The following is a 20,294-nucleotide window of genomic DNA, read 5'->3' on the forward strand; positions in this document are numbered from 1 at the left end:
GCACATAGCTGAAAAGCAGTGTGCGTTTTTATGTTAAGAAGAGTTTTTTTCGAGTGCCAAAAATGTCAATCATTTGAGATGAGATAGCTCCACGAAGTTATGACCAGGCATAACTTCCACGTCATCAACGGTAAGATGCAGCAATTTCGTCAGCACAAAGTCGATTTCACTTTGCTTCACACGACGGTTTTTGTTGAGGATAATGACATCCTCATGCGTTGCGGCACCGGTAAAGATGACTGTAGTTTGTCCCAAAGAATAAACTTTGACAAATTGAGCATCGGTGTTGGCCAATTGCTCACGTACAAGATCAGCGTGGCTATTTGTAACATCGATCAATTTCATGGACGAACACCCCTAACTTAGGTTGGCTGTTTATAGAATAATTATATAACAACTGTTAATTTATTTAAAGAGTAAACAAACAAATGAATAATTTTCTTGGATTTTTAAAATGAGAAAGGCAAGAGCTGACTTTTGGGCTCTTGCCTTTCGGAACCGAATATTATTCAGAAGTCGTTGTTTCTGCTTGGTCGACTTTGCTGACGACCATCAGATTACCTTCTTCGTCTGCATCGACAAATAAATCTTTGATTTTCGGATTATCCAAGTAGAATTCAGCTACTTGATCCTCAATCTGATCTTGAATAACGCGGCGCAGCGGGCGAGCGCCCATACTTGGGTCATATCCCAGATCGATTAGGCGATCTTTTGCTTTCTGAGAGACGGTGACGCTGATTTCCTTGTCCTTCAGCAATTCGTTGACGTCATCCAACATAAGGGTGACGATTCTGCTCAAATTTTCTTTGGAAAGCTGGTTGAACTCGACAATCGCATCGAAGCGGTTGATGAATTCAGGCTTGAAGTAATCACTCAAGCGATTCAGAATGGAATGCGTCTTGCCTTTCATGGCTGCGCCAAAACCTACACTGGCTTCCTGGACGCCCGTACCGGCATTGCTTGTCATGATGATGATGGTGTCTTTGAAGCTCACAGTCCTGCCTTGGGAGTCCGTCAGGCGACCGTCGTCAAGAATCTGCAGGAAGAGATGCATGACATCCGGATGGGCTTTTTCGACTTCATCCAACAGTAAAATGCTGTACGGGCTGCGGCGGATGCGCTCGGTCAATTGACCGGCTTCGTCATAGCCGATGTAACCCGGAGGCGATCCGATTAATTTGGAGACGGCATGCTTTTCCATGTATTCGCTCATGTCGAAGCGGATGATCGCGTCTTCGGTTCCGAACATTTCGATTGCCAACTGTTTGGCCAATTCGGTCTTACCGACACCGGTAGGCCCTACGAACAGGAAGGAACCGATAGGTCGGTTTTTACGGCTCAATCCGATTCGGTTTCTGCGGATGGCTTTCGATACTTTGTCGATGGCTTCATCTTGACCGATGACGTTTTTCTTCAGATCGGCATCAAGATTTTTCAATTGCGTCTGTTCTTTTTCAAGTAGCTCACCGACCGGGATATTTGTCTTGATCTCAATGATCTTTTGGATATCCTGCTCTGTTATGACAGGATCGCCATCGGCTGGGGCCGGATTCTGTTTCATTTTATTAAGATTCGTGATCTGATCGCGATAATAGGCAGCTTTTTCGTAATCTTCCGCATGCAGGGCGGCTTGTTTTTCCCTTTCGGCCGTTTCGATGCGTTCCTCTATCTGTTTCGGATCGATGGGCTTGATCGTCAAGTTCTTTTTGGATCCGGACTCATCAAGCAGGTCGATAGCTTTGTCGGGAAGGAAACGATCCTGGATGTAGCGATGCGACAATTTGACTGCCGCTTCCAGCGCCTTATCCGAATATTTGACATGGTGATAATCTTCATATTTCGGACGGATTCCTTGGAGGATAATCAACGTCTGTTCGGGTGTTGGTTCATTCACGCGGACGGGCTGGAATCGGCGTTCCAGTGCAGCGTCCTTCTCGATTCTGCGGTACTCGTTCAGTGTTGTTGCGCCGACCAATTGCAGTTCGCCTCTTGCTAAAGCTGGCTTCAGGATATTGCCTGCATCCATGCTTCCTTCAGCGCTTCCTGCTCCGACGATTTCATGGATTTCATCGATGAAGAGGATGATCTGTTTGTTCGCGCGGATTTCATCCATCAGTTTCTGCATCCGTTCTTCGAATTGACCGCGGATGCCGGTTCCTTGGACGAGTGAGACAACATCCAAGCGGATCACTTCTTTGTCCAACAATTTCTGAGGGACATCACCGTCCACGATTTTCTGGGCAAGACCTTCCACTACCGCAGTTTTGCCGACACCGGCTTCCCCTGTGAGCACCGGATTATTTTTTGTTCGGCGATTCAGAATCTCAATGACGCGTGCGATTTCGCTGTCTCTTCCGATGACGGGATCGATACCGCCATCTCGGGCCAGTTGGGTCAAGTTGATGCCGTATTCGTCCAGTAAGCCGCCTTTGCCACCTTTACCGCCGCGGGCAACTTCCGAGGCAGGGGGCTGTTGATAATTCTGTTCTTGGTTCTGTTGTATTTGTTTGAAGAACGAATCCAGATTACCGAAAGAAAAGGGGTCTACAGGTCCTTGAGATCTTGGGTTCGGATTGTTTTGTTGCGATTGAGCATTTTTGAACTCTTGGTAGCAGTTCTGGCATAAGTCGATTTGGCGTCTTTGTCCATTCACGCTGGCATACAGATGAATGGAGGCTTGTTTTTTTCCGCAATGTTGACAAAGCATGGCAATCTTCCTTTCTATATGGATCATAGGTACATGTATATTATAGTAGCAACGGCTAAGGGACACTCACAAGAAGGTTCACTGACCAACTCTGACCTTATGGATCCATTATACATTGACCTATTTTGACTTTCAAGAGGTTTGACTTGGAATGAAGCAAAATATTCATTCCGGGACGGTTTTCGGCCAAACGGGGGTTGTATTAAATAAGTGTTATTTCAGCAATTATGACAAAAATTTGAACGATTCTATTTAAAACAGTTGTAGTATAAAGCGAAAGATGTTAATCTTATTTAATGAAAGGGTTATTTTTCATACGTTTTTCCATTTTTCTGTTATAATAGGAACGTATCAAAAGTACCTTAAATAAATACATCTCAAAGGGGTTTATGACTATGGAAAGAAAAGAATATCACGTAATCGCAGAAACAGGGATTCATGCACGTCCAGCAACTTTATTGGTACAAACTGCAAGCAAATTCAATTCTGATATTAATTTAGAATACAAAGGTAAATCTGTTAACTTAAAATCCATCATGGGTGTAATGTCATTAGGCGTAGGCCAAGGCGCTGATGTTGTCATCACTGCAGAAGGTCCGGACGAAGCAGACGCTATGGCTGGAATCACTGAAACAATGGTAAAAGAAGGGCTAGCAGAGTAATATGAAAAACCACTTACAAGGAATAGCAGCTAGTGATGGTATTGCAATTGCGAAAGCATATTTGCTTACTGAACCGGATCTGTCCTTTGAAAAGCGTAAAGTGGAAGATTCAGAAGGCGAAGTTGCTCGTCTTTTGGAAAGCTTTGAAACCGCTAAATCAGAGGTAAGTGCAATCCGAGAAAAAGCGGCAGTATCACTTGGCGAAGAAGAAGCCCAAGTTTTTGATGCACATTTGATGGTATTGTCCGATCCGGAAATGATCGGATCGATGAACGCCAACATCCGAGACAACGGTGTCAATGCTGAATCGGCACTTTCTGATGTTGCCGGCATGTTCATCGGTATGTTCGAAGCGATGGAAGACAACCCATACATGCAAGAACGTGCTGCGGATATCCGCGACGTTACGGAACGTGTGTTGAGCCACTTGTTGGGTGTCAAAATCCCTAACCCATCGACAATCACTGAAGAAGTGATCGTCGTTGCCAAAGATTTGACTCCTAGTGACACAGCTCAATTGAACCGTGATTATGTTAAAGGATTCGTTACTGATATCGGTGGACGCACATCCCATAGCGCAATCATGGCCCGTTCTCTGGAAATTCCTGCAATCGTAGGGTCAAAAGAAATCACACAAATCGTCAAAGATGGCGATATCATCATTTTGGATGGTTTGGACGGCGACGTCTTCATCAATCCTGATGAAGAAACATTAGCTGCATACAAGAAGAAAGCTGAAGAGTTTTCTGCAATGCAAGCAGAATGGCACAAACTGAAAAATGCAAATACAGTTACTGCAGACGGTAAACATATCGAATTGGCAGCTAACATCGGAACGCCTAAAGATTTAGAAGGCGTTGTCGCTAATGGCGCTGAAGCGGTAGGATTGTACCGTACTGAATTCCTGTACATGGACTCTTCAGACTTCCCGACAGAAGATGAGCAATTTGATGCTTATAAAGCTGTTTTGGAAGGCATGGAAGGCAAACCTGTCGTTGTTCGTACAATGGACATTGGTGGGGATAAAGAATTGCCTTATTTGGAATTGCCGAAAGAAATGAATCCATTCTTGGGTTACCGTGCAATCCGGATTTGCTTGGCTGAACCGGAAATGTTCCGTACACAATTGCGTGCCTTGTTGCGTGCTTCCGTTTACGGTAAATTGCGCATCATGTTCCCGATGATTGCTACTCTGAACGAATTTAGAGCAGCTAAAGCGATGTTGGAGGAAGAAAAAGCGAATCTATTAGCCGATGGCGTAGAAGTCGCTGATGATATCCAAGTAGGTATCATGATCGAAATCCCAGCAGCTGCTGTATTAGCTCATCAATTCGCTAAAGAAGTAGATTTCTTCAGTATCGGAACAAATGACTTGATCCAATACACAATGGCGGCAGACCGCATGAACCAACAGGTTTCTTACTTGTATCAACCTTACAACCCAGCTATCCTTACGCTGATCAAGCATGTTATCGATGCTTCTCATGCTGAAGGCAAATGGACTGGTATGTGTGGCGAGATGGCGGGTGACCAAACAGCGGTTCCGTTGTTGGTGGGTCTTGGTTTGGATGAGTTCTCCATGAGCGCATCCAGCGTCCTGAAAACACGCAGCTTGATGAAACGTTTGGATTCAAAAGAAATGGAAAAATTAGCGGACAAAGCAATCAACGAATGTACGACTGTCGAAGAAGTCATCGCATTAGTTGAAGAAATGAAAGCTAAATTAGTTTAAGCCGATTCAGGCGCAAAAAGACCGGGCATGCAAGCATGCCCGGTCTTTTTGCGTGCCAGTGAATTCAAAGCGATTTCGGAAGCTGAATCCATCATTTCCGCAGGCTTGTTCGTGTGGATATATTTTGCAAGTAGGGCGTAGGGAGGAGTGACAAATATCAGAATGTTCTATATACTGAACATATTGAGTCATTATAAATTTGATGGGATTTTTTCGAGGTGAAGTCATGAGAATAGGCATGTTTACAGATTCGTATTTTCCTCAAGTGAGCGGCGTGTCAACATCAATCCGCACCTTGAAAGAGGAATTGGAGGCAGAGGGGCATGAGGTCATCATTTTTACCACCACAGATCCAAAAGCCGATGAAGATGAAAAAAATATAATCCGTTTGACCAGTATCCCGTTCTTGTCTTTCAAAGATCGCAGGATTGCTGTCAAAGGTATGAACAAAGCGCTTAGGGAAGCGAAGAAACAGAAGATAGATATTGTGCATACGCATACGGAGTTCAGTTTGGGTTTGACGGGCAAATTTGTCGGCTACATGCTGCAGATTCCTACCGTGCATACCTACCACACTATGTACGAAAAATATCTGCATTACATCGCTAATGGAAGAGTGGTGAAACCTAAGGCAGTTAAAATTGCTTCCCGCTACTTTTGCAATCGAACGATGGGCATTATTGCTCCAAGTCAGCAAATGAAAGAGAAATTAGCTTCCTACAACATCTATAAGGAAATTCGCGTCATCCCAACGGGCGTCCGGATACCGGATCGGATTGACGGCATCAAAGCCAAAAAGCGCGAAGAACTGGGGATTTCGGATTCCGAATTGGTGTTGCTCTCTTTGAGTAGGCTGTCCTCGGAAAAAAAACTGGATAAACTTGTTCACGCCTTTCCTGAGGTCGTAGCAGCCTATCCTTCCGCGAAGCTTATTTTTGTTGGTGACGGACCGGTGCGTCACGAGTTGGAGACACAGGTGTCGGAAATGGGTTTGACCAGAAATGTCATTTTTGTCGGAGAAGTCAAAAATGAAGATGTGAGCGAGTATTATCAAATGGCAGATATTTATATAAATGCTTCGGATTCGGAAACCCAAGGCTTGACCTATCTGGAATCGATCGTAAACGGTTGTCCGGTCATCGCTAAGCGGAATGACTATTTATCAGGGTTGATTAAAGAAGACAGTCTGGGGATGTTGTTCGACGAGGATGACCAAATCGGCAAGACTATCAACGCCTATGCGGATTTTTATCACAACTCAGATGTTGCGACAAAGCAAGAAGTATGGGATGGACTGATGAAGGAGATTTCTTCAAAGGCATTTGCGGATGCCGTATTGAGCTATTATCAGGCGAGTATTGACATTTATGAGTCACAGCCGCGTGAAGAATTGAAATTAAAAGTGAATCTTTTGGAAAAAATCAAACGTTGAGTCGGAACACCGGGAAACAGATTGCTTGGATAATCTGCTTCCCTGTGTTTTTTTGTTTTTATCTGAGCTAAGCGTAAGGTATACTGTTGACATAGTGTTTAGAAGGGGCGGTTTTATAAATGGAAAAAATTGGTTTTATCGGAACAGGTGTCATGGGCTCATCCATGATCAAACATCTTTTGAATGCGGGTTATCCAGTCCAAGTCTATAATCGGACGAAAAGCAGGGCAGATGCTGTTGTCTCTGAAGGAGCAGTGTGGTGTGACACCCCTGCTGCTGTTACGGCGCAATCGGATATTGTCATCACGATGGTGGGTTATCCGAAAGATGTTGAAGAGACTTATTTTGGGGAGAGCGGTATCTTTTCGAAAGCGGACGACCACCATATTCTCATTGATATGACGACCAGTACGCCGACTTTGGCCAGGAAAATAGCTGCTTTCGGCAAAGAAAGAGGGGTCCGCACGTTGGATGCTCCAGTTTCTGGAGGAGATAAGGGTGCTCAAAATGGAACGCTCACAACGATGGTCGGTGGTGAGGAAGGAACGTTTGATGCCGTTAAAGGAGTTTTGTCTGTTTTTTCGAGCAAAGTGATGCTGCAAGGGCCGGCCGGCAGTGGTCAGCACACAAAAATGGCCAACCAGATAATGGTGGCGGGCACGATGACCGGCATGACCGAATTGCTTGTTTATTCGAAAGCGGCAGGATTGGATTTGGAACGCGTGATCGAACAAGTCGGTTCCGGAAGCGCTGCTAACTGGTCTTTGACGAACTATGCCCCTAGGATCCTGAAAGAAGATTACAGTGCAGGTTTCTTCGTCAAACATTTTGTCAAAGATCTGAAGATTGCACTGGATGAAGCAGATAAGCTGGGTATCGATTTACCTGCTACGAGACAGGCTGCACAATTGTATGAACAATTGGCGAGCAAAGGTTTCGCCGACGATGGGACGCAAGCGTTGGTGAAGCTTTGGTGGGGAGAGTACGCTGAAATCTAGACTTAGAGGTCGACGAATTTCTCAAACCCCTTATTAGGATATATCGTTGCGGCGGGTTTTGCACAAACCTAGTGGTGCATTACTCAAATATTGTTTTTCTTGCATAAATTACAGTAAATTGATGCGAAGTCAGAAAAAAAGTGCTAGAATAAATAAGAAGTTAGTCTTGAAAGGGGAAATATCATGAAACCTTCACAGCTCTCAGCGATCCTTCGTCGCCTAGAAGTAATGATGGAAGACAATGGTGATGTCGAGATCCGTCGTTTTGAAAAAGAAGGCGTGGAACGTTGCGTCGTAAAATACAACCGCGATACGGAAAGTTTTGAATTGGAAGAACACGATTCAAACCAAACTTATCAATTTGATGATCTTGATTTAGTTGCCATTGAAATTTACGAATTATTACAAGATTAATTCATCCATCCTTGCATGAACTAAGGCAGCGGAAAAATGAGCCGGCTCATTTTTCCGCTGCCTTTTTGTTTTTTTATTTTCATTGGAATAAAGTGGCAAACATTAAAAGTTTTTAATTTTTATGTAGAGTAATTCTGTAACTTTCAGTATACTGTGTAATAAGGAAATAATTGAAGAGGTGGAATAATGGCAAAGAAGATTTATATAGGTTTATTAGGACTAGGAACAATAGGGACTGGCGTTGCCCGCATCATAGATGGCCACCAGCATAAAATCAAGCAAGTCGTCGGACAGGAAGTAGTCATCAAAACGGTTTTGGATCGCGATATTGATAAATGCAAAACTTTCTTTGGCGAGGCTGTCCATTGCACTGATAATTTTGATGATATTTTGAATGACGAAGAAATTTCAATCATCGTAGAATTGATCGGATATGTTCCGGCAGCAAAAGATTATATTTCCAAAGCATTATCGGCCGGGAAGCATGTCGTTTCAGCAAACAAAGATCTTGTGGCTTTACATGGCAAAGAATTGGTCAACCTGGCTAAAGCGAACAAATGCGATTTCTTGTATGAAGCAGCTGTTGCGGGCGGGGTTCCGATTTTGCGTGCGATCACGGAAAGTTTCGCTTCCGACAACATCCAAAAAGTCATGGGAATCGTGAACGGCACAACCAACTTCATGATGACGAAAATGGACAAAGAAGGCTACTCTTACGATGAAGCTCTGGCATTGGCTCAGGAATTGGGTTTTGCCGAGAAGAACCCGACAAGCGATGTCGATGGATTGGATGCAGCGCGCAAAATGGTCATTTTGGCTCGCCTTGCTTTCGGGACGAATGATGTGACGTTGGATGATGTAGCAGTGACGGGTATCCGCAATGTTTCCATCAATGACATCAAGTTGGCGAACCGTTTAGGATACAAAATCAAACTGATCGGTACTGCCGAAAAAATCGACGACAGCGTCAATGTGGAAGTCGGACCCGTGTTTGTTCCGGAGTCACATCCTTTGGCCAGCGTCAATAATGAAATGAACGCTGTCTTTGTCGCCGGAGAAGCTCTTGGGGAAACGATGTTCTATGGTGCAGGAGCTGGCGAGTTGCCTACCGCAACAGCCGTAGTCAGCGATGTAATGAATATCGCTAAGAACATCCTTTTGGAGACAACCGGAAATATCTTCAACGAGTATGAGGTAGAGACTTTGATCGCGAAACCTGAGCAGGTAATCAATCCGGTATTCATGCGCTTGGAAGTTACCGATCGTGCCGGCCAGTTTTTGGAATTGGCGAAAATTTTTGCCACTGCACAAGTCAGCTTTGACAAGATCATTCAAGAACCCTTGGCGAACGGTAAAGCCATCATTGTCATTGTTACGCATCCGATGTCGAAAGCGCAAGAAAACGAAATCATCCAGGCCATGGAAGATAACGATGACATGAAATTGAAGGTCCATTTCAAAGTACTGGAACATTGATTGGATTTCGATCCTAATTTGAATACATTAAAAATCAAGAAATGATGGACCATCGTTCTTTTGGAAAGGATTGATTAGTAGGATGTTCGATATTCGTGTACCGGCAACTTCCGCCAATTTAGGGCCAGGTTTTGATTCCCTTGGATTGGCCGTATCATTATATTTGACGTTGGCTGTAAAAGAAGAGGCCGACGAGTGGGAAATTCTCCATGATTTGGGAGCGGGGATCCCGACTGACAAAACGAATCTGATTATTGAAACCGCGTTGTCTTTGGCGCCGAACATGACACCAAGAAAAATCACGATGACGAGTGAAGTGCCTGCTGCCAGAGGATTGGGCAGCAGTTCAGCTGCCATCGTTGCCGGGATCGAGTTGGCCAATCAATGCGCAGATCTGCAATTGAGCATTGATGATAAAATTCAGATCGCAACACGCATCGAAGGTCATCCCGATAATGTGACGCCAGCCATCACCGGTGATTTCACGGTCGGGACCGTTCTGGATTCCAAAGTATATTGGACGAAGGCGAGTTTCCCAGAGGTTGCCTTGGTAGTGACGATTCCGGAAAAGGAATTGTTGACGAAGGAGAGCCGGGCTGTTTTGCCGGATTCGCTTTCGTTCAAGGAAGCAGTCAAAGGCAGCAGCATCTCCAATATGTTAGTAGCAGCTGTTTTTTCGGGTGATATCGAAAAAGCGGGAGCACTTATGGAACAGGATGTTTTCCATGAGCCTTATCGCGGCAAATTGGTTCCAGAGTTGAGTCAAGTCCGGGAATTGGGGCATGAGATGGGCGCGTACGGTACTTACCTGAGTGGGGCCGGTACGACGATCCTCACGATGATCCATCCTGAAAAGGCAGCAGCGTTCGTTGCTTCGGCAAAAGCCGCTGTAAAAAATAGTGAAGTCAAGTTGCTGCATGTTGAAAAAAATGGCGTGCAAGTAATCAAATAATTGTGGGCCCGAGGAGAAATCCTTGGGTTTTTTGTATTTTTTTTGGGGGCGCCCGCAAGATTAGGGGCGAAAGCGAGCAGAAAAGATGAATAACGGAAAGTTATCCATCTTTCCAGGCCCGAGCGCAAGCTGACAAGTGCAAATGGGCATAGCGCCATATCAAACGTGTTCTGAATCCCAGAAATTTGTGCCTAAGCTGACTATTACACTCGGACAAAAAGCGTCCGTTTAGTGTTAGTCCTCTTAGTGCTCGATTTCTACCCGGGATTTGTCATGGCTCTTGCGATTTCAATCGCATAGAGACATGATACACTTGGGCGCTTGCGACCATAGTGCTACCCGACACTCTCCCGCATAGCATCGCGCCTTCTTAAACGCGCTCTGATTCGCAGACACCACTCCCGTTTCGCAAGTGGCTGTCGTCCACAAAAGAGGTGAACGTCAGCCGCTTGCTCCAACGTCCGGATGTCTAGGCGCGAATCATCGCGCTCTTGTATTTTTTGGTTTATGCTTTATAATGTTATTGGAATGGGGTTATAATATACAATTGGATAGTAGTGAGGCTGGGTCAAAACTTTTTTGCGGGGTACAGGGTGCTTGTTTCGGATTGTGTGCCGTGCAGTTATTCGGTTTTGGGGCGCGACTTGGGGGAGTTCTCTCAGGTTCTGCTTGAAAAGTGACGTTGTTGCTTTTTCCCATCCTCTTATTTTTTTAATGAGGAGACATTATGCTAAATAAATTCAAACCGACATGGATGGTTGAGTCCATCTATCACATTACTCCGGAACAAATTGAAAAGAATGGCATCAAAGGCGTTCTGACCGATTTGGACAATACCTTGATTGCCTGGAACAATCCGGAGGGGACGCAGGAATTGAAAGATTGGATCGCCTTGATGAAAAAAAATGCGATACCTGTCGTCATCATTTCCAACAACAGCGATAAGCGTATCAAGATAATCGCGGATAAGCTGCAATTGGCTTATGTGCCAAGGTCGATGAAGCCTTCCCGCCGTGGGTACATCAAGGCGGCTGAGCAGCTTCAGCTTCCGTTGGATCAATGCCTGATGGTTGGGGATCAATTGCTTACGGATGTTTTTGGCGCAAATCGAGCGGGAGTCAAGAGTGTGTGGGTAATGCCGATCATCAATTCGGACGGGTGGAATACGCGCATAAATCGATTCTTTGAAAGAAAATTGCTGAAACGTTTGTTGAAAAATGATCCAGGAATGATATGGAGGAAATCACTTGACTAAAGAAGAATTAACAGAAGATCTCTATTGCATCGGCTGCGGGGCTAAAATCCAGACTGATGATCCGACCGAACGAGGGTATACCCCGGCGGCCGCTCTGCAAAAGGGATTGGATTCCGGGCAAGTATACTGCCAACGCTGTTTCAGATTGCGCCATTACAATCAGATGGAAAAAGTTTCCGTCACGGATGATGAATTTTTGGCGATGCTGAACACCATCTCGATGGAAGATGCTTTGATCGTCAACGTTATCGATCTGTTCGATGTATACGGCAGCATGATCCCTGGCTTGCATCGCTTTGCGGGCAATAATAAAGTGTTGGTTGTCGGAAATAAAGTGGATGTTTTACCGAAGTCGGTCAAACTATCCCGAGTGAAGCAATGGCTGACGGAGCAGGTGCAGTCAGTAGGCTTGCGCCCGGTTGATGTCATGCTTGTGAGCGGCAAGAAAGCAACTTCCATCGATGATCTGTTGGAAACCATCGAAGAACACCGGGACGGCAAAGATGTTTATGTCGTGGGTGTTACGAACGTGGGTAAATCCACTGTCATGAACCAAATCATCCGTGCGGCTACAGGCAACAAGGAAGACGTCATCACGACTTCCCAGTTCCCGGGTACAACGTTGGATCAGATCCGTATTCCTTTGGATGATGGGCATTTCCTCATCGATACACCGGGGATTATCCATCACCATCAAATGGCGCATGTTCTGAGCTCGAAAGAATTGAAACTTGTAGCTCCGCAACACGAAATCAAACCGATCACTTATCAATTGAATCCGGAGCAGACGCTTTTCTTGGGTGGCGCATCGCGTTTTGATTTCATCAGTGGGGAAAAATCATCCTTCACTTGCTATTTCGCAAATGACTTGAAAATTCACCGCACCAAATTGGAAAAAGCGGATGAATTCTATGCAAAACATCTGGGGACCCTTCTTCAGCCGCCGTCTGCGGAAGACGCGGAAAATTTCCCGCCGTTGGTCAGACGTGAATTCAATGTCAAAGTACCGTCCGATATCGTATTTTCCGGATTGGGATGGATCACTGTCCGCAAACCGGGTAAAGTCGCAGCATGGGTCCCGCAAGGCGTGGACACAGTAATGCGCAAACCGATCATTTAATAAAAAAGACTGAGGTGTCGAATGGAATTAAGAGGCAAACAAAAACAATATTTGAAAAAAGAAGCACACCATATGAATCCGCTCTTCCAAGTGGGTAAGGGTGGGTTGAACGAAGAGATGCTTTACCAAATCGGGGAAGCGTTGGAGAAAAGGGAATTGTTGAAAATCGCTCTTCTGCAGAATACGGATGAGGAAACGGATGCTGTTGCTGCAGTCATCGAAGAAAAACTGCGAGCGACCGTCGTCCAACAGATCGGACGCACACTTGTATTGTTCAAACCATCATCTAAAGAAAAAAATCGTCGTTATTCGACTGTCGTTGAAAAAATCTAAAGGCAGGCCAATTCCTATTTTATTGAGGTGAGAAAAAATTGATCACAACTTTAAATTTGATCGGACAAACGGATTACATGATCATCGAAGAAACCGAGGTTGAGACACAGATTGCTTTCCAGGACCGGAAACGCATCGGCATCATGGGTGGAACCTTCAGTCCACCCCATTTGGGCCATCTGATCGTTGCGCAGCAGGTTGGGGAACAGCTCGGTTTGGATAAAATCTATTTCATGCCCGATGCTGAACCGCCTCATATCGATGAAAAAGAATCGATTTCGGCGAAGCATCGTGAGCGGATGGTGCGATTGTCCATTGCGGGCAATCCTTTGTTCGATATCGAAACGATCGAGTTGGAGCGAGGCGGCAAAAGCTATACGATCGATACGATGAAATTATTGACGGCCATGCATCCGGACACCGATTATTATTTCATCATCGGCGGGGATATGGTGGAATACTTGCCGAAGTGGAAAGACATCGATGCATTGGTGCAACTTGTGCAGTTCGTTGGCGTTGCTCGGCCAGGATATGGAAGGGAAAGCGTTTATCCGATCATCTGGGTCGACGCACCGTTGATCGACATCAGTTCGACGGAAATCCGTAAGATGGTCAAAACGGGCCGTTCGATCCGGTATTTGGTTAAAGAGGATGTCAAAGATTACATTTTGGAAGAAGGACTCTATCTTGAGGATGAAGACTGAGCTTGTATACACAGGACGCTATACGGATTGGACACGGGAAGCCATTTTGGCGGAAGTGGAAAAACAGATGAAGCCATCGCGCTTCCAGCATGTACTGCGGGTTGAAACCTGTTCCATCGCGTTGGCAAAAAAATATGGTGCATCTTTGGAAGCGTGCTCGTTGGCCGCTCTCCTGCACGACTTTGCAAAAGAGCATGACGCAAAAAGTATGAAGAAAATCGTCCTGTCCCAAGCGTTGGACAGCGAGATGACCGGTTACGGCAGCGAAATCATGCATGGGCCTGTCGGTGCTTATTATGCTGAAAAGGTATTCGGAATCATGGATAGGCCTATCCTTGACGCGATTCGTCAGCATACAATCGGCGGTGAGGTGATGACCCTGATCGGAAAAGTCCTATTCATTGCCGATTACATCGAACCGGGCCGTACGTTCACGGGCGTGGATGAAGCCAGAAGACTGGCGGAAATCAGCCTGGACGAGGCAGCTTATTTTAAAATAGAAAAAACAATCATTCATCTGGTGAAGAAGGAACTGCCGATTTATCCCGGCACGATCCATGTCTACAACAGTTGGATCCAAAGAAAAGTGGGGAATTCAGAATGAAAATGACAAGTGAAGAATTATTGGAAGTAGTGGTTAAAGCTGCAGATGACAAATTGGCTCAGGATATCATGGCATTGGATGTACGCGGTTTGACATCAATCGGTGATTATTTTATCGTCATGAACGGCCGTAATGAGAAGCAAGTGGCTGCAATCGTTGAATCTATTGTGGAGAACGTGCACAAAAACAAAGGCGAAATCAAAAACGTCGAAGGCAAAGATTCTGGCAAGTGGACATTGATCGACCTGAATGACGTTATCGTCCATGTATTCAACCATGAGGAACGCGGTTATTACAACATCGAAAAATTATGGAGTGATGCGCCAATGGTCGACATCTCGGGGATGGTCTCTGAGCAATGAGCTATGACATCTTTGCCCATTACTATGATGAAATAATGGACCAGTCTGTCTACGACAGCTGGCTTCTTTATGTTGAAAAATACACAGCCGGGAAATCTGGCCTGGACATCATGGAACTGGCTTGCGGAACTGGTAAAATTGCAGTGGATTTGGCGAAAAAAGGGCATCAGGTAACCGGGGTCGATCTATCCGATGAAATGCTCTCGCTTGCCTACAATCGCATGCAAGAAGAAGGCGTAACGCTTTCCTTGGCGGTAGGGGATATGCGTTCCCTGGAGCCGATGGGGGATTTTGACGTCGTGACGTGCTTCTCCGATTCGCTTTGCTACATGTCTGATGAAGCTGAAGTGGCGGAAGTCTTTCATAGCGTGAGCCGGAATCTCGGACCTGGCGGTGTTTTTTTGTTCGACGTCCACTCGATGCATCAAGTGAATGACGTTTTTCCGGGATATCAATACATCTATCAGGATGAAGCGGGAGCCTTCCTCTGGGAAAGTTTTGCCGGCGATGCTGCGAACAGTGTCGAGCATGATTTGACTTTCTTCGTGGGATCCCAGAGTAATCCGGAATTGTTTGAACGTCATTCGGAATACCATCGCGAACGCACGTATCCGCTGGAAGTCTACAAGCGGCTCCTTGAAGAAGCCGGCTTCACCGATGTGACGGCCACAGCCGAATTTGGTGAAGCTGATGTGCGCGATGACAGTCCGCGCTGGTTTTTTGCCTGCAAAAAAGCTTAAGCAAGCCAAGGCAAAAAAACCGCGCGACCATACAATGAAACCAAAAGGGGCGCTTCGATGAAAGCTTGTGGTGTAATTGCAGAATACAATCCTTTCCATAACGGTCACCGCTACCAACTGTCGGAAGCCAGGCGGATGACGAAGAGCGATGTCATGGTTGTCGCAATGAGCGGCAATTTTGTCCAAAGGGGCGCGCCGGCTTTGTTGGATAAATGGACGCGTGCGGAAATCGCTTTGCGGAACGGTGCCGACATCGTCGTGGAAATGCCGATTTTGGGGAGTGTGCAGTCCGCGGATCTGTTCGCAAGAGCAGGCATCCGTTTATTGCAGGCGATGCAGTGCGATGCCTTTGCGTTCGGTGCTGAAGAAGGGACGGCGAAAGATTTCATTTCGCACAGCCGTTTCTTGCGCGAACACGAAGCGGAAATCAATCGGATTTTTCAGACGTACCGAAATGATGGCAGAACCTATGCTGCGCAACTGGAGACGGCCATTGCCGAGATCCTGAGCCCACAAGGTTCTGCTATTTCCTTTTCAACGCCCAATAATCAGCTCGGATTGGCGTATGTCAAAGAAAATGAACAATTCCCCGAACCGATGGAAACGGCCATCGTGCTTAGGCGCGGTGCCGGACATAACGACAGTGAAGCTTTCGGCGAAGAATTTGCAAGTGGGACCGCCATTCGCGAATGGGCGCTCCACCACGGAAAGCAAAGCGAAGGGAATGACATGGGCAGGTTTGTGCCGGAAGAGACGTTAGAGGCGCTGGAGAGGCTTCCTCTGCTTGATTGGGCTCCATACTGGGGGATGCTGCAATATCAGCTCATGCTGCTTTCGCATGCGGAACTCCGGAACATCTATCAAGTTGAAGAAGGTATCGAATACAGGTTGAAAAAAGAGGCCGAGGATGCAGCTGATTTTATGTCTTTCATTCGGCGCACGAAGAACAAGCGCTGGACGTGGGCCCGGTTGCAGCGGGTCTGTACCTATATTTTGTTGGGGATAACCAAGGCAGAAGCGCATGCCTTCCAGGAAAAAGCGCACACCATCCGGTTGCTCGGATTTACGGAAGCCGGAAGACGCTATCTGAACAGCTTGAAAAAAAACACGGAGACCCCGATCGTAACGAAATTGTGTGAGCCACATACAGCGGGCTTGCAACTGGAAATCAGGAGTGACCGCATCTACCGTTTGGGAGGCCTTCCGGTTTTGGATGAGCAGAATTTCACCCGGTCACCGATTTACATCCGAAATGAATTGCATAATCTGAAATAAAATTTTTCCGAAATTTATTGAAAACTTTAATGAAAAAACGCAAGAAGCGTTTGACGGGCTACAACCAAAGAAATATAATAGATAGGTTAATAGATGCTAGAGCCTTTAACATTCGGCTTTAGGCACTAAGGAGGACAATCAAATGAGCGAAGAAGCCAACTCCGTCAGTTTCGTTCCCGTAATCGTAGGGGGGAACCGAGGAGCCTATAGTTTGGCGAGAGCTTTCTATGAAGCGTACCAAGTTAAAACGAATCTCATCAGCCCGATGATTATAGGGCCTATCGGCAATTCCCGCATCATCAAGCATTACATTCAACCGGGAATCGATGACCTGGATCTTTTTTTTGAAACCATCCATCAGATCGGTCGGGACTATCCGAATATGAAAAAAATCATCTTCGGGGCAGACGATCGCTATGCGGAACTGCTGATCCGGACGAAAGACCGATTCGGTGATGATTGGATCATTCCGTATGTGGATGAACCAGTTTTCCTACGGGCGACCAATAAGGAAAGTTTTTACGCCATTTGTGAAAAAGCAGGCGTTCCCTATCCGAAGACTGTAGTCATGGATGAATTTTCCCTTGATTTGCCGTTTGAATTTCCGATCATCATCAAGCCTTCGAATGCCATCATGTACCAGGGGTTGCATTTTGAGGGTAAAGAAAAAGTCTTCATCGGACGCGACGAGAAGGATCTTGAACGCATCTACCATTTAGTGCGTGACAATGGCTATACGGACAACCTGATCCTGCAGGAGTACGTTCCTGGCGATGACACCTATCTTGGCGTCGTGACGGTGTACACATCGCCACGTGACAAGGAAATTAAGCTGATTGCATTCGGCCATATCCTCTTGGAAGACCATACGCCATCCGCCATCGGAAACCATCTGACGATTTGGGCCAGGGAAGAGCAGAAGATTGTTGCTTCTGTCCAAAAGTTGATTGCTGAAACCGAGTTTTATGGTTTTTCCAATTTTGATGTGAAGTACGATAAGCGCAAAGATGACTATGTTTTCTTTGAACTGAACGGTCGGCTTGGCGTAAGCAACTACTACGTTACTGCCAGCGGAAACAATGTCGCGAAATACTATGTTGAAGACTTCATCGCCAAGAAAAAACTTGGGTTGACCATCAACACGAATGAAGCTTTGTTCACGATGACACCAAAAAAACTATTGCTGAAATACATCGAGTCTGATGTTTTAAGAAAAAAAGTAAAAGAGTTATACAAGGACGGGAAAGTCGTGCACCCATTGGATGCGCCTTTTGAAGTCAGCCCAAAAAGAAAATTTTATGTGTTGGCTTCCAAATTTAATTATTACAAAAAATTCAAAGAGTATCCGCCAGAGGAATGAACTGAAACAAACGGGAAACGAGGGATGAGAAAGTATGAAAAAATTTTTTGGTATTCTTGGAGGAATGGGAACGCTGGCGACGACCAATTTTCTTGTTGAAATGAATAAGCGTCATTTCCCCGAAAACGACCAGGATTATTTCAATTACATTCTGATGAATCACGCTGATATTCCCGATCGTACGGAATTCATTTTGGATCCGACCAAACCGAATCCGGTGGAAGCAGTGATAGAAGATGTTCATATGTTGAATCTTCTCCAGCCAGAATTCATCATCATGCCCTGCAATACTATCCATTATTTCTTCGATGATATTCAAAAGGAAACGGATATTCCGATTTTGAATATGGTTGATCTTACAGTCGGCTATATTGCGGAACATTATGAGGGCGCAAAAAAAGTCGGATTATTTGCCACTGAAGGAACGCATCAGAGCCGCATCTACGAAAATCGGCTTATTGAAAAAGGCTATCAAGTAGTATTGCCGGACAGAGCTTTACAAGACAAAATCAATAAAATGATTTATTATTACATCAAAGAGAGATCGCATTTATTTTTCCCTTTGTACTACGAAATTTTGGAAGACTTCAAAAATTGCGGTGCGGACATTGTGTTATTGGGATGCACGGAAGTTTCTTTGATGAACAGCGAAGATAAAGAACGACGTTATCCGGTTGTCGATGCGGAAAAGGTACTTTTGGACAAAACGATTTCGTTGGCCAAAGAGTTAAAAGCGTAAAAAAACGTTTTCCTTTTTTGGATGTAAAGGAAAATACATTGACAAAGTTTTTTTTCACTAGTATAATTCAATTTGTTATTTTAGGGGTGATGGAAATGAAGTGGCCATTAAAAGAATTACAAGAACATCGTGGTGAACCGTACTATTTCTCTCGGATGATAGACCGGGAAAGTTCATTGATGCAAAGAAATAATGAAATCAAAGCAGTGTCGCCGATTAAGGCGGAAGGTTTCTTATTATACGAAAATCATTCTGTGCTTGCCAATTTCCGAATCGATTTAACGATTACCCTGCCTTCGTCAAGGTCGTTGGAATTAGTTGAGGTACCCTTGCAATTAGCAATCGAAGAAGTGTACACTGAAAGTGAATCACTCTATCTCGAGCAGGATAAACCTGCGGAAGTCGTGTTGCCGCTTGAAGGTGATGAAGTGAATCTGGTCCCCGCTATCGAGGACAACATTCTGCTGAATCTGCCTCTACAAGTCTTCACGCCGGAAGAGATGGTGTCCGATGAAATGCCTAGTGGCGCTGAATGGGAAGTTGTTTCCGAAGAATCTTTCGCAAGAAAGAAACAAGAGGAAAAAACCGATCAGATCGATCCGCGATTAGCTGGTCTGAAGGCCCTGTTAGAAGACGAAGAAAAAACAGAGTGAAATTTTTGACGCTGATTTTTTAAACAAATACAGCGATTAATACAGGGAGGTGTAAGGAAATGGCAGTACCTAAAAGAAGAACATCTAAAGCAAGAAAAGCAAAAAGACGTACGCACTTCAAGTTATCGATTCCAGGCTTGAACGCATGCCCTAACTGTGGCGAATTGAAAAAGAGCCACCACGTTTGCGCATCATGCGGACAATATGATGGAGAAGTAGTTATCGAAAAACAAAGCTAATCATGAAATACCATCCGCATTTCCAGTCAGCAGAATGAATTTTCTGTTGGCTTTTTTTGTTCCCATTTTTCAAGGAGGCATAATTTGCTTGGATGAGGTAAAATATAAGCATGCGGTAAGAATTCCATATTTTAGCAAAGGAGCGTCGGGATGCAAAACTTCCACTATTTTGAAATCCTTTTGTATGTTTTTCCAGTTTTAGAAATCATTCTGATAAATCAATTTTTTCGACCGTATCTCAGGTACAAACAAATTATCCGATTGTCGATTGCGGACGTCGTGTTGCCGTTTTTGCTGGTGGGCATCCACCTGTTGAGTGTCTACAGCCTGACTTATTCGCTGCTGCCTCATTTTTTACTGGCTGCCTGCATCGTCGGTCTGGTGCAGACGCTGTATTTCGACAAACGTAAAAAAAACCATGAGCCGAAGCGGTTTTATCGTTATTTCATTAAAATACTATTTTTGATGGCACTGCTTTTTTATTACTCTTTAGTGCTGTTGCGCGTTTATTTCCTTATAAGAGGATAGTCAGAAAAT

22 protein-coding genes are annotated in these 20,294 nt (G+C 45.1%); 20 read left to right on the forward strand and 2 right to left on the reverse strand.

Annotated features, from left to right (window positions below; translation table 11 throughout):
- Positions 1-69: 69 nt before the first annotated feature.
- Both ACKPCD_RS06905 and ACKPCD_RS06910 read right to left on the reverse strand, forming a co-directional pair.
- On the reverse strand, positions 70-345 hold the full coding sequence (locus ACKPCD_RS06905; protein WP_068623254.1) for a DUF1827 family protein: 276 nt from the start codon (positions 343-345) through the stop codon (positions 70-72).
- A gap of 160 nt (positions 346-505) precedes the next feature.
- Positions 506-2,707: an ATP-dependent Clp protease ATP-binding subunit gene (locus ACKPCD_RS06910; protein ID WP_321434469.1), complete on the reverse strand. Its 2,202-nt coding sequence runs from the start codon at positions 2,705-2,707 to the stop codon at positions 506-508.
- Positions 2,708-3,102: 395 nt separating this feature from the next.
- On the opposite strand from ACKPCD_RS06910, the gene ACKPCD_RS06915 reads away from it, so the two are divergent.
- The 20 genes from ACKPCD_RS06915 (at position 3,103) to ACKPCD_RS07010 (ending at position 20,285) form a co-directional block, all read left to right on the forward strand.
- Positions 3,103-3,369: a phosphocarrier protein HPr gene (locus ACKPCD_RS06915; protein WP_068559983.1), complete on the forward strand. Its 267-nt coding sequence runs from the start codon at positions 3,103-3,105 to the stop codon at positions 3,367-3,369.
- Position 3,370: 1 nt separating this feature from the next.
- Positions 3,371-5,101 carry a phosphoenolpyruvate--protein phosphotransferase gene (ptsP, locus tag ACKPCD_RS06920; RefSeq protein ID WP_068559985.1) on the forward strand — a complete coding sequence of 577 codons (1,731 nt, stop codon included), beginning with the start codon at positions 3,371-3,373 and terminating at the stop codon, positions 5,099-5,101.
- A 238-nt stretch (positions 5,102-5,339) separates the two neighbouring features.
- Positions 5,340-6,533 (forward strand): glycosyltransferase, encoded by a 1,194-nt coding sequence (locus ACKPCD_RS06925; protein ID WP_321434470.1) that lies wholly within the window; start codon positions 5,340-5,342, stop codon positions 6,531-6,533.
- A gap of 119 nt (positions 6,534-6,652) precedes the next feature.
- Positions 6,653-7,531: an NAD(P)-dependent oxidoreductase gene (locus ACKPCD_RS06930; protein ID WP_321434471.1), complete on the forward strand. Its 879-nt coding sequence runs from the start codon at positions 6,653-6,655 to the stop codon at positions 7,529-7,531.
- A gap of 183 nt (positions 7,532-7,714) precedes the next feature.
- Positions 7,715-7,945: a YkuJ family protein gene (locus tag ACKPCD_RS06935; RefSeq protein ID WP_068559993.1), complete on the forward strand. Its 231-nt coding sequence runs from the start codon at positions 7,715-7,717 to the stop codon at positions 7,943-7,945.
- Between the two features lie 186 nt (positions 7,946-8,131).
- On the forward strand, positions 8,132-9,421 hold the full coding sequence (locus tag ACKPCD_RS06940) for a homoserine dehydrogenase (protein WP_321434472.1): 1,290 nt from the start codon (positions 8,132-8,134) through the stop codon (positions 9,419-9,421).
- 82 nt (positions 9,422-9,503) lie between these two features.
- Positions 9,504-10,373, forward strand: a complete 870-nt coding sequence (gene thrB, locus ACKPCD_RS06945) for a homoserine kinase (protein ID WP_321434473.1) — start codon at positions 9,504-9,506, stop codon at positions 10,371-10,373.
- Between the two features lie 727 nt (positions 10,374-11,100).
- Positions 11,101-11,628 (forward strand): YqeG family HAD IIIA-type phosphatase, encoded by a 528-nt coding sequence (locus tag ACKPCD_RS06950; protein ID WP_068559999.1) that lies wholly within the window; start codon positions 11,101-11,103, stop codon positions 11,626-11,628.
- Positions 11,621-12,748: a ribosome biogenesis GTPase YqeH gene (yqeH, locus tag ACKPCD_RS06955; protein ID WP_321434474.1), complete on the forward strand. Its 1,128-nt coding sequence runs from the start codon at positions 11,621-11,623 to the stop codon at positions 12,746-12,748. The genes ACKPCD_RS06950 and yqeH overlap by 8 nt, the downstream gene beginning before the upstream one ends.
- A gap of 21 nt (positions 12,749-12,769) precedes the next feature.
- Positions 12,770-13,081, forward strand: coding sequence for a ribosome assembly RNA-binding protein YhbY (gene yhbY / locus ACKPCD_RS06960; RefSeq protein ID WP_068560003.1), 312 nt, complete (start codon positions 12,770-12,772; stop codon positions 13,079-13,081).
- Between the two features lie 77 nt (positions 13,082-13,158).
- The gene (locus tag ACKPCD_RS06965) at positions 13,159-13,785 is read left to right on the forward strand and encodes a nicotinate-nucleotide adenylyltransferase (protein ID WP_068560395.1); all 627 of its coding nucleotides are present in this window, start codon (positions 13,159-13,161) and stop codon (positions 13,783-13,785) included.
- Positions 13,775-14,389: a bis(5'-nucleosyl)-tetraphosphatase (symmetrical) YqeK gene (gene yqeK / locus ACKPCD_RS06970; RefSeq protein WP_321434547.1), complete on the forward strand. Its 615-nt coding sequence runs from the start codon at positions 13,775-13,777 to the stop codon at positions 14,387-14,389. Before ACKPCD_RS06965 ends, yqeK begins: the two co-directional genes overlap by 11 nt.
- Positions 14,386-14,751: a ribosome silencing factor gene (gene rsfS / locus ACKPCD_RS06975; protein WP_321434475.1), complete on the forward strand. Its 366-nt coding sequence runs from the start codon at positions 14,386-14,388 to the stop codon at positions 14,749-14,751. Before yqeK ends, rsfS begins: the two co-directional genes overlap by 4 nt.
- Positions 14,748-15,491 carry a class I SAM-dependent DNA methyltransferase gene (locus ACKPCD_RS06980; RefSeq protein ID WP_321434476.1) on the forward strand — a complete coding sequence of 248 codons (744 nt, stop codon included), beginning with the start codon at positions 14,748-14,750 and terminating at the stop codon, positions 15,489-15,491. The genes rsfS and ACKPCD_RS06980 overlap by 4 nt, the downstream gene beginning before the upstream one ends.
- 57 nt (positions 15,492-15,548) lie before the next feature.
- On the forward strand, positions 15,549-16,766 hold the full coding sequence (locus ACKPCD_RS06985; RefSeq protein ID WP_321434477.1) for a nucleotidyltransferase: 1,218 nt from the start codon (positions 15,549-15,551) through the stop codon (positions 16,764-16,766).
- Between the two features lie 142 nt (positions 16,767-16,908).
- Positions 16,909-18,126, forward strand: coding sequence for a carboxylate--amine ligase (locus tag ACKPCD_RS06990; RefSeq protein WP_086988337.1), 1,218 nt, complete (start codon positions 16,909-16,911; stop codon positions 18,124-18,126).
- Positions 18,127-18,160: 34 nt separating this feature from the next.
- Positions 18,161-18,865: an aspartate/glutamate racemase family protein gene (locus ACKPCD_RS06995; RefSeq protein ID WP_321434478.1), complete on the forward strand. Its 705-nt coding sequence runs from the start codon at positions 18,161-18,163 to the stop codon at positions 18,863-18,865.
- Positions 18,866-18,960: 95 nt separating this feature from the next.
- Positions 18,961-19,518 (forward strand): YceD family protein, encoded by a 558-nt coding sequence (locus ACKPCD_RS07000; protein WP_276641533.1) that lies wholly within the window; start codon positions 18,961-18,963, stop codon positions 19,516-19,518.
- A gap of 59 nt (positions 19,519-19,577) precedes the next feature.
- Positions 19,578-19,757, forward strand: coding sequence for a 50S ribosomal protein L32 (gene rpmF / locus ACKPCD_RS07005; RefSeq protein WP_072763715.1), 180 nt, complete (start codon positions 19,578-19,580; stop codon positions 19,755-19,757).
- 150 nt (positions 19,758-19,907) lie between these two features.
- Complete coding sequence (locus ACKPCD_RS07010) at positions 19,908-20,285, forward strand: DUF3397 family protein (RefSeq protein WP_086988340.1); 378 nt, start codon at positions 19,908-19,910, stop codon at positions 20,283-20,285.
- The last annotated feature ends 9 nt before the right edge of the window (positions 20,286-20,294 follow it).

The organism is Trichococcus flocculiformis (genome assembly GCF_963662535.1).
GTDB classification, from domain to species: domain Bacteria; phylum Bacillota; class Bacilli; order Lactobacillales; family Aerococcaceae; genus Trichococcus; species Trichococcus flocculiformis.

What these genes read in the sequence shown, in the direction of transcription:
- ACKPCD_RS07000 (WP_276641533.1), top strand. Translation starts at nt 18,961, where the DNA reads ATGAAGTGGCCATTAAAAGAATTACAAGAACATCGTGGTGAACCGTAC.
- ACKPCD_RS07010 (WP_086988340.1), top strand. Translation starts at nt 19,908, where the DNA reads ATGCAAAACTTCCACTATTTTGAAATCCTTTTGTATGTTTTTCCAGTT.
- ACKPCD_RS06940 (WP_321434472.1), top strand. Translation starts at nt 8,132, where the DNA reads ATGGCAAAGAAGATTTATATAGGTTTATTAGGACTAGGAACAATAGGG.
- yqeK (WP_321434547.1), top strand. Translation starts at nt 13,775, where the DNA reads ATGAAGACTGAGCTTGTATACACAGGACGCTATACGGATTGGACACGG.
- ACKPCD_RS06950 (WP_068559999.1), top strand. Translation starts at nt 11,101, where the DNA reads ATGCTAAATAAATTCAAACCGACATGGATGGTTGAGTCCATCTATCAC.
- ACKPCD_RS06915 (WP_068559983.1), top strand. Translation starts at nt 3,103, where the DNA reads ATGGAAAGAAAAGAATATCACGTAATCGCAGAAACAGGGATTCATGCA.
- ACKPCD_RS06910 (WP_321434469.1), bottom strand. Translation starts at nt 2,707, where the DNA reads ATGCTTTGTCAACATTGCGGAAAAAAACAAGCCTCCATTCATCTGTAT.
- rsfS (WP_321434475.1), top strand. Translation starts at nt 14,386, where the DNA reads ATGAAAATGACAAGTGAAGAATTATTGGAAGTAGTGGTTAAAGCTGCA.
- ACKPCD_RS06990 (WP_086988337.1), top strand. Translation starts at nt 16,909, where the DNA reads ATGAGCGAAGAAGCCAACTCCGTCAGTTTCGTTCCCGTAATCGTAGGG.
- ACKPCD_RS06905 (WP_068623254.1), bottom strand. Translation starts at nt 345, where the DNA reads ATGAAATTGATCGATGTTACAAATAGCCACGCTGATCTTGTACGTGAG.
- yhbY (WP_068560003.1), top strand. Translation starts at nt 12,770, where the DNA reads ATGGAATTAAGAGGCAAACAAAAACAATATTTGAAAAAAGAAGCACAC.
- ACKPCD_RS06985 (WP_321434477.1), top strand. Translation starts at nt 15,549, where the DNA reads ATGAAAGCTTGTGGTGTAATTGCAGAATACAATCCTTTCCATAACGGT.
- ptsP (WP_068559985.1), top strand. Translation starts at nt 3,371, where the DNA reads ATGAAAAACCACTTACAAGGAATAGCAGCTAGTGATGGTATTGCAATT.
- rpmF (WP_072763715.1), top strand. Translation starts at nt 19,578, where the DNA reads ATGGCAGTACCTAAAAGAAGAACATCTAAAGCAAGAAAAGCAAAAAGA.
- ACKPCD_RS06935 (WP_068559993.1), top strand. Translation starts at nt 7,715, where the DNA reads ATGAAACCTTCACAGCTCTCAGCGATCCTTCGTCGCCTAGAAGTAATG.
- ACKPCD_RS06965 (WP_068560395.1), top strand. Translation starts at nt 13,159, where the DNA reads ATGATCATCGAAGAAACCGAGGTTGAGACACAGATTGCTTTCCAGGAC.
- ACKPCD_RS06925 (WP_321434470.1), top strand. Translation starts at nt 5,340, where the DNA reads ATGTTTACAGATTCGTATTTTCCTCAAGTGAGCGGCGTGTCAACATCA.
- thrB (WP_321434473.1), top strand. Translation starts at nt 9,504, where the DNA reads ATGTTCGATATTCGTGTACCGGCAACTTCCGCCAATTTAGGGCCAGGT.
- ACKPCD_RS06980 (WP_321434476.1), top strand. Translation starts at nt 14,748, where the DNA reads ATGAGCTATGACATCTTTGCCCATTACTATGATGAAATAATGGACCAG.
- ACKPCD_RS06995 (WP_321434478.1), top strand. Translation starts at nt 18,161, where the DNA reads ATGAAAAAATTTTTTGGTATTCTTGGAGGAATGGGAACGCTGGCGACG.
- ACKPCD_RS06930 (WP_321434471.1), top strand. Translation starts at nt 6,653, where the DNA reads ATGGAAAAAATTGGTTTTATCGGAACAGGTGTCATGGGCTCATCCATG.